The 17,239-nt window shown below is 51.8% G+C and carries 9 protein-coding genes; 3 read left to right on the top strand and 6 right to left on the bottom strand.

Annotation, left to right across the window (positions count from 1 at the left end; translation table 11 throughout):
- Positions 1 to 171 precede the first annotated feature (171 nt).
- Together C4F51_RS02535 and C4F51_RS02540 are read right to left on the bottom strand one after the other, a co-directional pair.
- Complete coding sequence (locus C4F51_RS02535) at positions 172 to 1,350, bottom strand: AraC family transcriptional regulator (RefSeq protein WP_193906881.1); 1,179 nt, start codon at positions 1,348 to 1,350, stop codon at positions 172 to 174.
- A 345-nt stretch (positions 1,351 to 1,695) separates the two neighbouring features.
- Entirely contained in the window at positions 1,696 to 2,955 is a 1,260-nt protein-coding gene (locus C4F51_RS02540) for a carbohydrate-binding protein (RefSeq protein ID WP_193906883.1), read from the bottom strand.
- 572 nt (positions 2,956 to 3,527) lie between these two features.
- Between C4F51_RS02540 and C4F51_RS02545 the strand changes: the two genes are divergently transcribed.
- Together C4F51_RS02545 and C4F51_RS02550 are read left to right on the top strand one after the other, a co-directional pair.
- Positions 3,528 to 6,269 (top strand): TonB-dependent receptor, encoded by a 2,742-nt coding sequence (locus tag C4F51_RS02545; protein WP_193906885.1) that lies wholly within the window; start codon positions 3,528 to 3,530, stop codon positions 6,267 to 6,269.
- Positions 6,270 to 6,554: 285 nt separating this feature from the next.
- A complete protein-coding gene (locus tag C4F51_RS02550; RefSeq protein ID WP_193906887.1) occupies positions 6,555 to 9,116 on the top strand; it encodes a carbohydrate-binding protein in 2,562 nt (853 codons plus the stop codon).
- Positions 9,117 to 9,274: 158 nt separating this feature from the next.
- Here the strand turns inward: C4F51_RS02550 and C4F51_RS02555 are convergent, their stop codons facing one another.
- Together C4F51_RS02555 and C4F51_RS02560 are read right to left on the bottom strand one after the other, a co-directional pair.
- On the bottom strand, positions 9,275 to 10,507 hold the full coding sequence (locus C4F51_RS02555; RefSeq protein WP_193906889.1) for a cation:proton antiporter: 1,233 nt from the start codon (positions 10,505 to 10,507) through the stop codon (positions 9,275 to 9,277).
- A 47-nt stretch (positions 10,508 to 10,554) separates the two neighbouring features.
- Complete coding sequence (locus C4F51_RS02560; protein WP_193906891.1) at positions 10,555 to 13,401, bottom strand: class I adenylate cyclase; 2,847 nt, start codon at positions 13,399 to 13,401, stop codon at positions 10,555 to 10,557.
- A 376-nt stretch (positions 13,402 to 13,777) separates the two neighbouring features.
- Here C4F51_RS02560 and C4F51_RS02565 point away from each other — a divergent pair, with 376 nt between their 5' ends.
- Positions 13,778 to 14,101, top strand: a complete 324-nt coding sequence (locus C4F51_RS02565) for a hypothetical protein (protein WP_193906893.1) — start codon at positions 13,778 to 13,780, stop codon at positions 14,099 to 14,101.
- A 110-nt stretch (positions 14,102 to 14,211) separates the two neighbouring features.
- Here C4F51_RS02565 and C4F51_RS02570 read toward each other — a convergent pair whose 3' ends face one another.
- Together C4F51_RS02570 and argH are read right to left on the bottom strand one after the other, a co-directional pair.
- Positions 14,212 to 15,444 carry a DUF5009 domain-containing protein gene (locus C4F51_RS02570; protein ID WP_193906895.1) on the bottom strand — a complete coding sequence of 411 codons (1,233 nt, stop codon included), beginning with the start codon at positions 15,442 to 15,444 and terminating at the stop codon, positions 14,212 to 14,214.
- A 306-nt stretch (positions 15,445 to 15,750) separates the two neighbouring features.
- Positions 15,751 to 17,151 (bottom strand): argininosuccinate lyase, encoded by a 1,401-nt coding sequence (gene argH / locus C4F51_RS02575; protein WP_193906897.1) that lies wholly within the window; start codon positions 17,149 to 17,151, stop codon positions 15,751 to 15,753.
- Between the last annotated feature and the right edge of the window lie 88 nt (positions 17,152 to 17,239).

A 17,239-nucleotide genomic window follows, 5' to 3' on the forward strand; every position in this document is an offset into this window, starting at 1 on the left:
CGGTAGGCCAGTAGCCAAAACCTTGCGTAATGCCAGCCGGCAGGAGCAAAACCGCGTGGGTGACGCCCCTTTGGCAAAGGCAATGGCCAGGTAAAAAACAGCAGGCAGTATAACCTTGCCAGCGCACCAGCCACAACAAACCCGGGTAGCAGGGATACACTGCCGGACAGATTATCCGGCTTCGAGCAGTGGTTCCGGCTGCTGCCGGTATTGGGAGGGAGTTTTACCCACTATTTTCTTGAAAAAGGTATTAAAAACCGACTTGCTGTTAAAACCCGCCTCCAGATAAATATCGGTAATGGTTTTCTCCCGATATTCCGCCGCGCACAGCATCCGTTGCGCTTCCTGAATGCGGTATTGATTTACGAATTCATAGAAATTATTGCCAAAGTGACGGTTGATAATCATAGACAGATCCCGCGCCGGCAAGGCCAGGGTATCGGCCAGGGTGTCGAGGGTAAGATCTGCTTGCAGGTAGGGCTTTTCATGGCGCATGCGCCGATCAATTTGCCGGGCAATATCCGGATTCAACAAGGGTTCGTTGGCTGCTTTGCGGGACAGGTTTTTTTGTGAAACGGCTTCGATGCGGGTGAAATAGCGCATGCTGGAAAAAATCAGCACATTGACCAGCACAAACATCGAGTAATAGCCGGTCAGGCCAATGCGTTCGAAGGTTGTCATATTGTGGGAGCTGATCAGTCCGCCCACCTTGGCAAGGCTCAGCAACCATTCCAGCAGCACAATAATCAAAAAGCCGGCCACCAGTAATTTCAGCCAGGTAATATTGACCCGTTCGATGGAAGAGTGGGTGGTTTTTAACAAGTCCTTGTATTTGAAAATCAATGCCAGACACAGCCCGCTGTAAATCACGCGTAAACTTTTGCAGATAAAATCCAGCGTGATGTATCCCTGACCGTACACGAAAGATTCGTTAATGATCAGCGTCACGCGTTCTGCCAAAGGTTTGCTGTAAAAGGTCAGGCTCATAAATAGCAGAAAAATCGCCAGCGGTATCAGGTGCAGGCTGTCGCGCTTTTTCAGACAAAAATCGCGGAAGACGAGGGACTTGATATAAAAATACAGCAGCACCGCATCAAGATAATAGGCAATACCACCCACGAAAAAAGCTTCCGGCCAGTTTTCACGAATTTTCCATTTAAAAACGGCGCCCCACAGAATCAGTTCATGCAGGGGAATCAGAGCGTGGGCAATAAGAAAGGCGGCAAGAAAATAATTACTGACAGCGCGGCCACTGTTGGTTGCCAGTAATAGCAGTGCAAAAAAAGTGCACTGCATGGCGGTCATCAGTAATACCACATCGTGAAAATTGAACAGAACTTCATTGACCATAAAATGCGATGAACCTGTCTTTTTTATTGTGTAATCAGATTGATGCAAGGTAAAAACCGGCGTCTGCTGTTGCAATGTAATAACTCACAAGGTCGGTCTGACTTTATGTGATGTTGTGATCGCAACGCTGACTGTTGCCGGATCATATCCCAGCGAGGCAGGAACGCCAAATGATTGCTGCGCATTTTCACCGCACAATGGCATCAGTGCTTTGCGTAACCGATTACCTGGAATAAAAAACCGGCATGAAGAGTTCATACAAAAAGGAGAGCAGGGAGGGTGCGTTTTAAAAAAGTGCGTCCGGAAAAGAAGACGCACCTCTGAAAAAGCGATGAACAGAAGCTATCAGGGAATTCGCGTCAGCCTTAACCAATTCAGGTTATAGCCACCGGACGGGACGTAAATAGCGACCTGTTGTTGACCTGCGGTGAGCGAAACCTGATGTGAGATGGTAGTCCAGTTTTGCCAGCCACCCGTAGAAGGAACACTCAGCGTGCCATAGGTTAAACCGCCACCGGCGCGCTCAAACTGGATGGTACCGCCGCCCGATTGGCTGGCTACCCGGTAATCCACCCGGTAGGTGCCGGAGGTGGGCACGTTAACGTCCCAAACCATCCAGTCGCCGGCATCTATCCAGCCAACGTTTTGCCCGCCTTCCGAGCAATTTTCCACATCGACACCGGACATAACGCTGTAACTTTCCGCTTCAATATGAATTGGCGTGCCGCCGCCAGCGCCCTGCTGGTACACCCGCACGTAATCAACTTCCAGGGTACGTGGCCAGATATTCGGATCTACACCCTGCGCACCGCCCCAGGTACCGCCCACGGCCAGGTTGAGAATAATGCGGAAATCGTGGTTAAACGGCCAGGAGTTGGGGCCAGTGCCGTCATTCCATACGGTGAAGTAATTGACGTTATCAACATAGAACGCAATACGATCCGGATACCATTCCGCAGCGTACACATGCCAGTTGGCGGTGGGGTCCGCCACGGTGGTAGTGCCGGTGCGCTGAGTGCCTACCGCCCAGAAACAACAGCCGCTGTGGGTGGAGGCGTGAATAACGTTTTGCTCGTAACCCACCTGTTCCATGATGTCGATCTCACCGGCGTTGGGCCAGCCGTAGTTGGTGATCGGGTTGGTGCCATACATAAACTCGTTGGTGGGGTAAAGCCAGAATGCTGGCCAGGTGCCCCAGCCGCCGGGTAATTTTATTCGGGCCTCAAAGCGACCATAGGTCCAGGCGGTAGTGGAATTCAGGCGGGCAGAGTAATAGTCATTCTGCCCGGTGGCCGGGTTATACACCGCCGCGGCTTTGATTTTCAGGGTGCCGTTGGATACCCAGGCGTTGTCGGCATTGGCGGTGTAGTGCTGCAACTCGTTATTAACCACACCGGGGTTCCAGACTTCGGGTCGCCACTTGTTATCCGGATAACCGGTGTAATTAAACTCGTCGCTCCACACCAATTGCCAGTTTTGCGCGTGAGCAATGCCGGGTAGCAGTGAGGCGCATAGCCATAAAAGCAAAAAGCATCCGCGTGACAACAAACCGGTGGCGGAATGGCCCACCGGGGATTTTTTACGAGCGTGATGAAAGTTGGACATAAACAGACTCCGCATTACGTTATTGTCAGACGATAATTCCGGCGCACTCTGCACCTGCAAATGCACACCGACAGCGGATTATCAGTATGAAACTTAGGCGATATTCAGCGGGTGGTCGTTCGGCTGGAAGAAAATTCTTTTAAACGTACGCGGCTGTTTTCAGTATTTGCAGATTCACATGACAGGCATTTTTCAAGCAACGGAACAACCGCGCCACCGGTAAATAAAATAGCCGTCAGATTAAACGCGGGCAGCAATTGGCGGGGCAGGTAGCCAGGTATTATTTTCGCAGGCGCTGGCGGCGTATTTTTTAGCAACACACAAGTGATTGATTTAAAAATATTTTTTATAAGTACGGCTGGGCGAACTTTACTCGAACCTCAAAAAAATCATTAATTTTGATCGAACGCTATTATTCGGACGACGGCAGCGCGTCAGGTGCCTATTCTGGCCGCGGAAGCCAACCCATCGCCGTAACACCGGATAATAAATTCGCGGCATTGGCGATAACGGCTGCCACTCTCTAATGATAAAAATTTCTAACGATAAAAATTATTGATGAGGATCTGTCGATGAAATTACGCACACGGCTTGCGCTCAGCATTGCATTGGTCAATACCGGACTGGCGCTACCGGCACTGGCGCAGGAAGAAACCCCGCGCGAACGCCATGCCGGTCTCGAAGAAATTATCGTGACCGCCACCAAGCGCGAAACCAACCTGATGGATACCCCGATTGCCATTACCGTATTCAGTCAGGACGACCTGGATCGCCAGGGCATTGCCAACGTCAAGGATATTGGCATGCTGGTGCCGAACATGGATATCACCATGGACACATCGCAATCTGCACCGGTGATCTCCATGCGCGGGGTGCGCTCTACCAACATTACCGAGCTGGGCGATCCGGCGGTAGGTTTGCATCTGGACGGTATTTATTCGCCGCGCCCGCAGGGTGCCATGGCATTGATGTTTGACGTAGAGCGGGTAGAAGCGCAGCGCGGTCCGCAGGGCACACTGTTCGGGCGCAATTCGACGGTGGGCAATATCAACATTATTACCCGCCGCCCGAGTACCGAAGGTTTTGATGCCAGCCTCGGCCTGGAGCTGGGGCGCTGGAATCACCAGCAGGTGCGCGGTATGGTGAATATTCCGGTCAGCGACACTTTCGCGTTACGCGGTTCTTTTATGGTGGAAGAGCGCGATTCTTACCTGCGCGGTTACTACGACCCCAACCAGTGGGATATTCGCTATCTGCCCGAGCATGTTAAAAACGCGCCGCTGTATACCGGCCCCGAGTCGGAAAAAAACCTGGCGCAACGCGCCCGCTGGTGGAGCGGCGGTGCTGATGCGGTACAGCAAACGGTCAAAGCTGACCCGTCTACTTTTTACAATAACTCCGACCAGTATTCCTACCGGCTATCCGGTTTGTGGACACCGAATGAGGATTTTTCCTGGATGCTGGCTTACGAGCGCTTTCAGGACTCCGGTGCCGGTTCGGCAGATACCGTTAACTGCAAACTGGCCGACAAACGTATTCGTAAAGATGACGACGGCAATTATCTGGACGCTGCAGGCAATATTTCTGCTACGCCGGTCACCGGTTTACTGGGTTGTGAATCGGTATATGGCAAAGGCGCCAATAGTTACACCGTCAATGTGAGCGTACCGGGCATGGTGGATATGTCCATCGAAAACGTGCGCTCCAATCTGCGTTGGGATTTCAGTGATTCGCTGGCGCTGGTGTACAACGCCGGTTGGGCGAAGCAGGTGCGCAGCCAGATGTCCGATCAGGATCGCGGCGTGACCGATTGGGATATGTCGATCTTCTTCCGCGAGGCGACTTTTGAATCTTGGTCGCACGAGCTGCAATTGCAGTCTACCGGTTCCGGTCCGCTGCAATGGATCGCCGGGCTGTTCCTGTTTGAGGAAAATAACAACATGCAGGGCGGTTGGATGAACAGCATGTCCGGTGCCGATTATTGGAATCAGCCGGACCGCACCTTGGGATCCCGGGCGGCGTTTGTGCAAGGCACTTACGAGCTGACCGACAACCTCAGCATGACATTGGGTTATCGCTACACCAAAGACACCAAGGAAGATGTTGGTGGCCACAACATGAGCTGTAACGATTCCAACCCGAATTTGCTCGACCCGACTCTGAACCCGAACGATGACGGTATTGGCCGCTGCTTTCCGGCGTGGGATCGTGATGCGTTCAATCAATTGCCGCGGGATTATTTCTGGAACCCGAATATTTACACTATCGCCTCCAACAATGACATCAAAGGCGAATGGGATTATCACAACTACCGCTTCGGCCTCGACTACAACCTGACCGACGACACCATGGTATTTGGCTACGTGGCCAACGGCACCAAGTCGGGCGGTATTGGTGACGTATTCATTCAGTACGAGCAGGACCCGCTGACCACGGAATATCCGCTGGATGCCGATGGTAATCGCATTGTGAAAAAACGCTGGGAAAACACCTTCAACGAAGAGGAAGTCGTGACCTGGGAGCTGGGGGTGAAAAGTACGCTGCTGGACAATCGCCTGCGTTTATCCACCACACTGTTTTACAGCGATTATTCGGACATGCAAATCGCAGCATCCAAACCGCTGTTTGTGCAGTACTCGCTGGAACGCGATCAGCAAACCGGTGAGCTGACCGGCGACATTGCTTCCAATGCGGTGAATATCTTCCAAACCGATAACGTTGGTAAAGCAGAGATTAAAGGTCTGGAAGTGGAGTTCGACTGGGCAATCACAGGCAATGATCGTATCAGCGGTCACGTTTCCTGGTTGAAAACAAAAATCGTCAGTGATTTTTATCAGCAGTGGAGTTTCGCCACCACTGATCTGTTTGAAATTGATCACGGTGCCTCGGTTGATCCTGGCAACGAAGCACTGACTGCCAACCTGAAAGGCAACGAATTACCGTCATCACCGGAATTTTCCCTCAACCTCAACTACAGCCACACCTTTGATTTGCGGGGTGGTGCCACTTTACTGCCCTGGGCTGGTGTGAGCTGGAGAAGCTCGTCTTACTACACCATTTTCAATACTGACAAACACACGGCACGTTTTGCAACAGAAACGCCGGATGCTTTCTCGGATAAACGTCCGTCAATTGCTAACGCCAATATGGGCCTTAAATACACCGCACCGGATGATCAATGGAGTGTGGAAGGTTTCGTTAATAACGTGACCAATGAAATGGATTTTTATTGGGGCGGTGGTGGCGATGGCTTGATCAAAGGTCCGGTATCCATGCCACGTTTTTACGGTGTCAGAGCCAACTACAACTTCTGATAGCGGAGGCAGCGGTTATCTGATTCTGTTTTTCATCAGGCACATCGCTGCGTTTCAGAGCCAATTGTTACTTCATTTGCAGAAGTAACTCTCGCCGTTTCACAGGATTTTTTTGTCCGCTGGCAGAGTTTCCCCGTGATGTTGTTTTTCACGGGGTTTTTTATGCCTGCAGTAGCCGCGATTGCTGTTGCAACACGTGGCTGCTTCGTCACTCAGAAGCAGTCTTCGCCATATTCTGCGGATGAAATCCATTCAAAAATATTCTCATCAAACAGGGGAAATACCATGCTAAAAAATGCCTTCTTTACAGCAGGTTACCGGTCTGTTTTTTTTCTCGCCTGCGTCTCCTGGTTACTGGCAGGTTGCGGCAGTTCGTCGGGCAGCAAGTCATCCGATAGTCACTCATCCAGCAGCGCGCACAACAGTTCTGTTAGCAGCTCTTCGGCGACATCGTCAACTTCCTCGCAGGGGCTTTCGCTATTGCGTGCCGAAGGCACACACTGGGTCGATAGTGACGGCAAGCCCGTTGTGTTGAAAGGCACCAATCTCGGCAACTGGCTACTGCAAGAATTCTGGATGATGGGCCAGAGTAGCGATGCCGTTAATGATCAATGTACGCTTGAGAATGTGCTGGACGAACGCTTCGGTTTTGATGAACGTGAGCGGCTTATGCAGGTTTTCCGGAATTCCTGGATTACAGAACGCGACTGGGATTTGATGCAGGATTTCGGTTTGAATGTCATTCGTTTGCCGTTTATCTGGAATTTACTTGAAGATGAAAATAATCCCTGGCATCTGCGGGAAGATGCCTGGCATTACCTGGATTTGGCGATTGCAGAAGCGGAAGCGCGCAATATGTACGTCATTCTGGATTTGCACGGTGCCGTGGGCAGCCAGGGCTGGGAGCATCACAGCGGTTGCTCCGACAAAAATCTTTATTGGACAACGCCGGAATATCAACAGCGCACTGCCTGGTTATGGCAGGAAATTGCCAGGCGTTATAAAGATCGCGATGCGATCGCCGGTTACGGACTGCTCAACGAACCCTGGGGTACCACGCCGGAAAACCTCGCGGTTGAAATGAAAAAACTCTATGACGCGATTCGTGAAATTGATCAGCGTCATATTATTATTTTGCCGGGGCACAGTGCAGGTATCCACGCGTATGACAATCCTGCTGATCAGGGCATGACCAATGTTGCGATGGAGATGCATTTCTACCCGGGTATTTTTGGCTGGGGTGAAATTGGTTATGCGGTGCAACGTGACTGGTTGCGCTGTGGGCCGACCGATAACACCGGCGTGTGCGAATGGGATGAGCGTTTGCAAGCAGTCAATACGCCTTTTTTAATTGGTGAGTTTCAACCCTGGACCGGTCAGGGGTTGGAATCAGGCGCGGAAATTACTCGCGCAACTTACGATACCTATGGTGAATATGGTTGGGCGGCCACCAACTGGTCTTATAAAGTTATTACCAACAGCGGTGGTCAGGGCGCGGGTACCTGGGGCATGGTAACCAATCAGAAAGACCTCGGCGTTCTGGCAAAAGCCAACACCTGGGCCTGCGCCGGATGGAAGAGTACTTTTGCCCAGGCATGTGACGCGGCTACCGATGCATTCATTGCGCCGGGCGATGGCGAGCAAACCTGGTATTTGCTCATTAAAGCGGGCAGCACGCCTGATGGTCACCTCGACGTATTGTTTGACAAGGTAAGCATTACACATATTGCCAGCGGTGAAGAAAAGCTGAGTAACGGTAATTTCGGCAGCACCGCCAGTTGGACTGAATGGGCGCATGCCGGGGGTGTTCAGGCGAGGGATTATCAGTACGCCGCCAGCGCCATCAAATTACCCGGCAGTGACGGCGATGTATTACGTCTGCATGGTGGCAAGGATGTAAACGCCGGGGTTTATCAGTCTGTTCAATTAATCGGTGGTGAAGGTTATCGTTTAGGCGGCGTTTTCAGTGATAACGGCAGTCACAACGCCTGGGCAGAAATTTATCTGGTTTCCAGTGAGCCCGAACCCGGTGTGGATGTAACAGGTTTAAGCGTGCCGCAAATTCTATTTCATAGCGCACCTTTAGCGGATATTGAGAATTTCTTCAGTTCTCTCGCCACCATGGAATACGATATTCACTTACCGCTCATGCAAGCGATGACACGCGCAGAAACATCATCACTATTTGATATTCCCGCTGCACCGGCTCAGGTGACATTGGCAGAAGTTGCGCAAGGTGTTCAGCTGGGTTGGCAAGCTGTTGATGATACTCACCTGAGTGGTTATAGCGTCTACCGTTCCAGCACGCCAGGTACCGGCTATGTTCGTATTGCCAGCAATATCACGGCGACGGCTTATCTCGACACTGCGCGCGCCGCTGGTGTTACCGCTTACTATGTCATTACTGCACACAAAGGTATGGATGAAAGTTATTTCAGCCAGGAGGTGGCAACAGCGATTGCTGCTATTCCTTTGCCGGGAAAAGTTGAAGCTGAACATTATGCCTCCATGGCAGGTATTCAAGCGGAAACTACCACCGACGTGGGCGGCGGTTTGAATGTGGGTTGGATGGACTCAGGTGACTGGTTTGAATACAAAGTAAATATTGCTGAAGCGGGTAATTACAGCATTCGCTATCGTGTAGCCAGTGAAACCGGAAGCAGCGGTTTTTCATTGCTCATGGCAGGGCAGGTCATTGATAGCCAAACTATCCCCAACACCGGCGGCTGGCAAACATGGCAGACGATTTCTGCAACGGTAACTCTACCAGCGGGCGAACACCCGTTGCGTTTCAATGTTAGCGGTGGCAGTTGGAACCTTAATTGGTTTGAAGTGGTAAAGCGCTGATGTAATTTTCATAAACAGGGTTGTTCTTCATTCCAGCAAGCGAGAGCCTGCTTGCTGGAATGAACGGAAGGATTGGCTTTATCGGTTAATCATCAGAATATTTTTCCAAAAAAATCATAAGCCCGGTACCTGTGCTATCCCGGAATTTCGACACGTCATCAAGCCCGATCACTAACTGCTTGTTGCCCGTAATTTTTTCCACGGAAACAGGCATGGAACAGGGGGCCGGTTAGCAAGGTGGAAAGTACCGCCAGGGTTACCAGGGCCGCGAATGCGGAAGGTGATACCAGACCGTGATCCAGCAAGATAGTCGCCGCTACAATTTCCATTAAGCCTTTGCATTGCAATAAAGCACCAATGGCGTAGGTTTCGTATTTTTGCAAACCGCCAATGGGCGGATAGATGACAACGGCAAAAACTTTGCTGGCCATGGCAATGATCAACAAGCCGACAGCCGCCAGTAACGCAACCGGGCCCAGTGCGTCCGGCTCAATGCGTAAACCGCTATAACCGAAAAACAGCGGTGCCAGAAACAGCAGTGAAAACATACCAATGCGTTCGACGGGCAAGCGGCGAATCAGTGCAGGCGGAAACAGTACGCCACCGAAATAGGCGCCGAGCAGTGCGTGCAAACCCAGCACCGAGGTTGACCAGGAACCGGCAGCGAGAAAGCTTCCTGCCAGAGCAACAATCAACCACACTGGCAGTTGTACGGTGAGCTTTTGTAATACAAACCCCAGCAAGGCCAACCCGCCAAGCGCAGCAACTGCCAGCATATGGGTTGAGCCCCAGGCGGTAGGTGTCTGGTTGCCTGCCACCATCAGTAACAGTGCCAAACCTGTCCACAGCACCACATCATCAATGACTGCCAGTTTCAGGGCCGCGCCACCCAGCGGCTGGTATTCGGGGCGCAATTCCCGCACCACGCCGATGAGTACCGGCAGTGCGCTCACGGCAATACACAAACCAATCGCGAGTGCGGCAAACACCGGTGAAACATTTTCCAGCTCCCAGCCCGGCAATTGATTAAAGAAAAACCACGCGGCGGCGCAACCGGCCACAAACGGCAAAATCAATGCGTGCAAGGCGCTCAGCACGACACGTAATGGCGTTGTGGAGGGCAGCCTGCTATTGGCCAGTGCCGGTGAAAAACGGCTTTCAAGACCCGCGGTAAATGCTAACAACAAGACGCCCAGAAAACCGACCTGGCTACTGAGCGGCACGGGAGTCGGGCGGTGTTCTGCGCCCCAACCGATAGCGGCCAGCACCAGGCCGGTGATAATGGGCAGCACGGCGAGTGGAATGGTGCGGCGTAACAGTAACCAGACACTGACCGGTATAACGATAAAAATGCCGACATCAACTAAAAAGGGGATTAACTGGGAAAGCATGAATTATTTTTTCTCCTGATTTTTACTCTAATTATGAGTTGGTGTTTTTATAGATGACCGAGTGCTTCATTTAACGCCTGCTCAATGACCCGCTTGCATTGCAAATAATGACTGGACTGCAGACCATGCTGCGGCGCCATCAGGGATTCGCAATGTGATAAATCAAGGTCGGTGATGTAGCAGGGGTAGCGTTCACCATGCAGCCGCTGTTGCAAAATATAAGCAGCGACTGCGCGGTAAATTCCCTCGCCATATTGCAGCGAAGAAAATTCCTGTTGATTGCAATAAACGGTATAAAAAATATTGCCATTACTGTCGGCGTCTGCGGTTACCTGAATGTTTATAAACAACGGGTCAGCAGCACTGGTGCTGGATAATAAAGTGGCGTCCGGATGGCTTACGCCAGGTTTGCCAGCGGCAGACAGTTCAAAAATAAATAATTTACTTTTTTGCTGCTGGAAAATAGTGCAGCTGGCGGCCATGCGTTGCATGGTCGATAAAATAAATTGTTGTAGCGGTTTTACCAGTGATGCGGTGTTGTGAAACGGCACCTGATAACTGAGTATGCTGCCTCGTTCATCTACCAGAAAAATCCGGGCGGTCATGGTGTCGGCATCAATGCGATAAAACAGGTAGATGTCAGCAGTTTTTGCAATGCGGGTGATCAGTCGCAACGGGTGCTCTGTCAATGCATTGCGGTCAATCAGTAGCGGGCTATGTGTGACCTGCGGTTCAGCCAGCTTTTGTAACAATTGTTCTTCATTTTTCAGCGCGTGTACTTCCGGTTGCGTGCCCGCTTGTAGCAGTAAGTAACCCTCGGCAGTTTCAATAATATAACGGGCGTTGCTGTTGCCTTCTGTTGTATAAAACGCGGTAACGATATCCTGCCACAGCATGGCCATGCGCCGGGCGATCAGCTGGCCCAGGCCGCTGCTGAAGCAATGAATGGAAATTTCCGGCAACTTTCCTGTGGTGGTGCGCAAACGCAAACACCAACTGAGCAGATTGACGAGCGCATCTTTATCAAAGTGCCGACAAATAACCTCATGCCAACTGTTGGTGTAAATGATATCGGCAGACACTACCAGGTTATCATGCAACCCGCTGTAATCCAGCGCGTCCTGGCGTTCACTCAGTAGATGAATACCTTTTTTAAACAATTCCGGTTGCGGCTCAATGCCAACGTTCAACAATAATAACAGCCGCTCCGGTTGTGCTTGCTGCCGAAAGGCGTCATGCGCCGGCGTTGATAAAGGTAACGGCAGCCAGCTGGAAAGCGTACCGAGCAGTTGCTGGCGCTGGACGGGTGTTAGCCAGGTGGCTTCATCAATAATATCCAACCGTGTATTGGCGGTCAGTATCTGATTGCAGTAAGCCCACAATATCAACTCCATTAAATGGCGAGCGCGCTTTATCGGTTCCTTGTAAATTAAACGCTGTTGTATGTCTTGCTGCGGGCCGGTAAACAGTAACCAGTGCTGTGGCTCGCTACCTTCGCTGCGGAGCAGCGTAAGCACCGGCTCTTCAAGGTCGCGGGAGATGCCGGGGTTAATCCATTCTATTTTGCCGGCTTTGCGTTCAAAAGCGGCGTGCAGTTTTCGACCGAGCACGGCCAATTCTTCGTGGCTGATCGCGGCCTGCATCATGGTACTTTTCGATACACCGGAAATCAGCCGATAGCTGTTTGCCAGTTCATTGACCAGCAGCGAGCGTTCACTGAGCACGTCGGCCGCTTTCCATTGGTCGCGACCGTCCAGTACAAATAAGTGGTGTTTTTCCCACTGCCATTCCAGCACCAGTTGTTGCAACAGTTGCCGTTGCCAGGATTCATTATTGGCACTGCGCGTTAAAGGTTTATTCACCTTTGCGTAAAAGCAGCGGCGCAGCAGTTGCAAACGCACCGGGTTGTTTTGTAAATAATTTTCCAGATGCCGATAAATCATCACATAAGGATCGAGCGCATCCGCATCGGGAAGCGCATCATACACCGCTTGTTTGAATGAAATGGCCAGCGGTGGTTGTTCGCGAGCACTCACATAACTTTCCAGCAATAGCAATTTCAAAACAGATTTGTAAGGGGCATCAATCGCTTTATATAAATGCCAGATGCCCGCCCCGACAAATTCATTGTCGGGAATTTTTGCCAGACTGCCAAAATCAATCACATCTTGCGGATTAATAAAGCGCAGTGACAGCAAACGCTCGGTAAACGCCTCGTAAGTGGTTTCGCGGACGGCGGGAACAAACCACCACAAAGGTACTTTTCCGGCCAGCCAGATTGCCGTGCGGTAGAACTCGTCCAGTAACAAAAAATGTTGCGCCGAACCGCTGTTCTCTTTGCTGAGCGACGCCGTTTCACCGGATTTGAAACTGTTTTCTGTCATCAGAAAAAAATGTACTTCCAGATGCAGCTGTTGCCCCGCCCATTCGGATAGCAGGTCGCACTTTTTACGCAGCTCGGCAAGTTCTTCACCGGTCAGGCCAGGCTGGTGGCAAATCCAGATGTCGAGATCACTGGCGTCGCTGTGCGCGATAGTGCCCATGCTGCCCATGACAAACAACGCATCCAGTGCTGGCAGCGGCGCCCGTAAATCTTTTACCGGTTGCACGCTGCGCGACAACACTTTGGCTTGCCGCCATGCATCACCGGAGGGTGTGTACTGATAAATCCCGCAGGGTGTTTTGTGCGAAACATAGCCCGGTAAAATCGGGTGGTTAATATGAAACAGCAACGGCAGCAAGGTTAAAAACTGTTGCTGCCGGTCAACCAGCGCAGCCCGGGTTCGCTCCAGACGTTTCTCATTGAGCAACAGAAAACGCTGCCGCAGGTTATGCAGCATCTTGCGGTCGAGGCCGTTTTCTATGTCATCGGTGATGATCGTCTGTTCGAACATGGTTAACCTTCTGTGTGCAAGCATGATCCGGAAAAGGGTCGGCGTTGGTGGCCCGACTGTTTTTTATACAATGGCAATTCCGGCTATGGCTGACAACCTTGCGGGCAGGCAGCCACGCCCCCGGAGGTATTATCAATAGATGTCGGCAGCGCGTGAAGATAATTTATCCACTTGCGGCTGGCGTTATATCCGACCTCAGCCCGGGGCGCAGCCAGTGTATCTGCCTGTCCGCACAAGTGATTTAGTTTTTATTTATCGACTTCAGCCGCTGTTCGGGGTTTTTGTTGTTTATGACGCCAAAATCGCTGGCGGAATCCCGGTGCTCCCCTCTATATTAGCGAGGACGTTTAGTCATCTCATCAATTAAGGATTGAACATGAAAAACCTTGCGTGCTTGTTATTGGCATTGTGCTTCTCGGCGGTGGCGTCTGCAGCGGATTATTCGATTGTGGTATCCAACAAATCCGGTTACGACTTTTACCATCTGTATGTGAGTAGCGTGAGCAGTGAAGAGTGGGAAGAGGACATTCTGGGCGTGGATGTGTTGCCCAGTGGTGAGAAGGTGACCGTAACCATCAGCGGTTTCGACAGCCCGCACTTTGATATCCGCGCGGTTGACGAAGAGGGTGACACTTTCACTTTGTATGATATTGACGTAGAAAAATATGACGTTGTGTTTACCCTGGAAGCTCAGGATTGATCGACTATCTACTCAAAAGAGCCGCTCCCGGAGCGGCTCGGATTGTTGATAACACCCTTTATTTTTCAGGGTTATGCAGTCGGTGCCATTCAGTCCGTTTGTCACCTTCTCTAAAGTTTTACCCGCAACCCCGCTCGCGTTAAGAGCGCGCCAATAGCCAGCATGGCGCAGGCGAAACCCAGGCTCCACAGAATACCGGCGGTACCGGCATTGAACAGCGCCGGGCGCAGGTAGAAACCGGTCAGAGCCGAGAGCGCCAGCAAAATAAACGGCAAGATGTAAACCAGCAGCGGATTGACGGCTGCCGGCTCAAACAGCTGGCACCAGCGCTGTTGTTGGCGAATCTCGGTGATCCAGTAGATCAGCGCAAAAATCACACTGCAATAAAAGATGCTGAACAGCGCCCAACTGGGCGTTGCCCATATCTTGGAAATGGGTGAGAACTGCCAGCTGACCAGCGCCGCAGCCAGCGCAAGCAAGGCGTAACCGCCGATTTTGCCGAAACCTTTTCCGGGCAATGATGGGTGATAAACCAGCTGCGCCAGCAAGGTGCCCGCCAGCACGATAGCGGCGTGGGTAAAGCCGTTTTTATTGTCGTCGAGCCAGCTCCATGTGGGGGTGGCAAACCACTCAACCGCATCAATCATCGCAAACAGCAGCATCAGCCCGGCAATGGCGGCCATAATCAGCAGGGCTTGCTGCAAGGCGTTATCAGCCTTAAGTGCCAGCAAATACAGTGATGCGGCGATCAGGTACGCCCAGCCAATAAGACCGAGAATGCCCCACCATTGCGGGGTCATGCCGCCACCCTGCGGGTTGTGGTAAATCGCCTGGAGCATTACCAGTCCGATGATTCCCGCGATGGGGAAGCCGCGCTTTATTGCCACCGGTACATGACGTGGGTAATGACTCCAGATCAACAGCACGCAGCCAAACATCAGTAACGTCCAGAGCGCGATAGGAATGGGCATGGCGCTGGTGTCATAACCGCTTTCGGCGTTCACCATAAACACACCGATCACAATCAACCCGAAGCTGCGCAGCAGGATGTGTTTGAAAATATCAAAAGGAGGTTCGTTGCGAGTCAGACGTGCCTGGGTGGCAAAAGGAATCGACATGCCGACAATAAATAAAAAGGCAGGGAATATCAGATCCACAAAGGTCATGCCATCCACATCGGCCGGCAAGTGTTTCATCCATTGCGGAACATCGCTGATACCGGCCAGTTCATTGGCAAATACCATGGCGAAGATAGTGATGCCACGAAAGACATCAATCGAAAGAATGCGTTGTGTAGAAAAATAATTCATTGTGGATAACCCGTCAGCGTGAAGTCGAGTCATCTGATTATCATGGTGTTTCAGTGCGACTTATTAGTGGCTGTCGCTTTGATTTCACCGGATTCTACAATGAAGCGGCGAAATGATTCAATCGCCAGGCCGCGACTAAAAAGAACAGCACTGATGAAAGACAATTTTTTTAAAAACCGGCATGGAAGGAAAACACGTTAAAAAGCGGCAGCGTAAACAAAAGCTTTTGGCAAATGAGGTGTTCAGAGGATGCTTGACGCGAGTGCCATAAAACGAAGGCGAGCGGTCAGTGTAAAACAACGCCCCGAACGCCCATGGCGAGCGTTCGGGGTAAAACTATCAGCCGCGAGCCGCCACGCGTCCGCGAGCGCGACCAACCGCTGCAGTTACCTGCGCCGGTGCGGTGCCGCCGATGTGATTACGGGCGGCCACTGAACCTTCCAGCGTCAGCACTTTGAACACATCGTCGGTGATCACGGTGGAGAACTGTTGCAGTTCTTCGAGGGTCATCTCCGACAGATCCTTGCCGGTTTCTACGCCGTAACCTACCGACTTGCCAACAATTTCGTGGGCATCGCGGAAAGGAACGCCTTTGCGCACCAGGTAGTCGGCCAGGTCGGTAGCGGTAGAGAAACCGCGTTTGGCCGCTTCGTACATGTTCTCTTTACGCGCTTCAATGGCCGGAATCATATCGGCAAAGGCGCGCAGGCAATCCTTGACGGTATCAATCGCATCAAAAACCGGCTCTTTATCTTCCTGGTTGTCTTTGTTGTAGGCCAGCGGCTGCGATTTCATCAGCGTTAACAGGGCGGTCAGGTGGCCATAAACGCGACCGGTTTTACCGCGCACCAGCTCCGGCACGTCCGGGTTTTTCTTTTGCGGCATGATGGAAGAGCCGGTGCAGAAACGGTCGGGCAGGTGAATGAAACTGAACTGGGAAGATGTCCACAGCACCAGTTCTTCACTGGCCCGGGAAAGGTGCATCATCAACAGGCTGGCGAAGGCACAGAACTCAATGGCGAAATCGCGATCGCTCACCGAGTCCAGCGAGTTTTCAGTGGGCGCATCAAAACCGAGCAGTTGCGCGGTATAGGCGCGGTCGATCGGATAGGTGGTGCCAGCTAGCGCAGCAGCGCCCAGCGGTGACTGGTTAACACGCTTGCGGCAATCTTGCAGACGGCCGTAATCGCGCTCCAGCATTTCAAACCAGGCCAGCAAATGGTGGCCAAAGGTAACCGGCTGTGCGGTTTGCAGGTGGGTAAAACCCGGCATAATGGTGGCGGCTTCGCGCTCGGCCAAATCCAGCAAGCCGGTTTGCAAACGGGTCAGCTCTTTGCCGATGCTGTCGATTTCGTCGCGCAGATACAGACGAATATCGGTAGCAACTTGATCGTTACGCGAACGTCCGGTATGAAGCTTCTTGCCGGTGATGCCAATGCGTTGGGTGAGCAGCGCTTCGATGTTCATGTGCACATCTTCAAGGCTGATCGACCAGTTAAATTTGCCAGCCACGATTTCGGCACGAATGGCTTCCAGGCCTTCAATAATCTGGTCGCGCTCGGCATCGGTCAACACACCCACTTTGGCCAGCATGGTGGCGTGGGCAATAGAGCCGTTGATGTCGTGGTGATAAAGGCGATAATCGAAACCGATAGACGCGGTAAAACGTTCTACGAAGGCATCGGTCGCTTCAGTAAAGCGGCCACCCCAGGGTTTGATGGGCTGATCATTCTGGCTCATGCAGGCAATATCCGGTTTGAATTCAACAATAGGCCGTGGTCGGCGGAAAAAAATAAACGCGGCATTATAGCCCAGGTTAGCAGCACAC

The sequence above is a fragment of the Cellvibrio polysaccharolyticus genome (assembly GCF_015182315.1).
Lineage (GTDB): Bacteria > Pseudomonadota > Gammaproteobacteria > Pseudomonadales > Cellvibrionaceae > Cellvibrio > Cellvibrio polysaccharolyticus.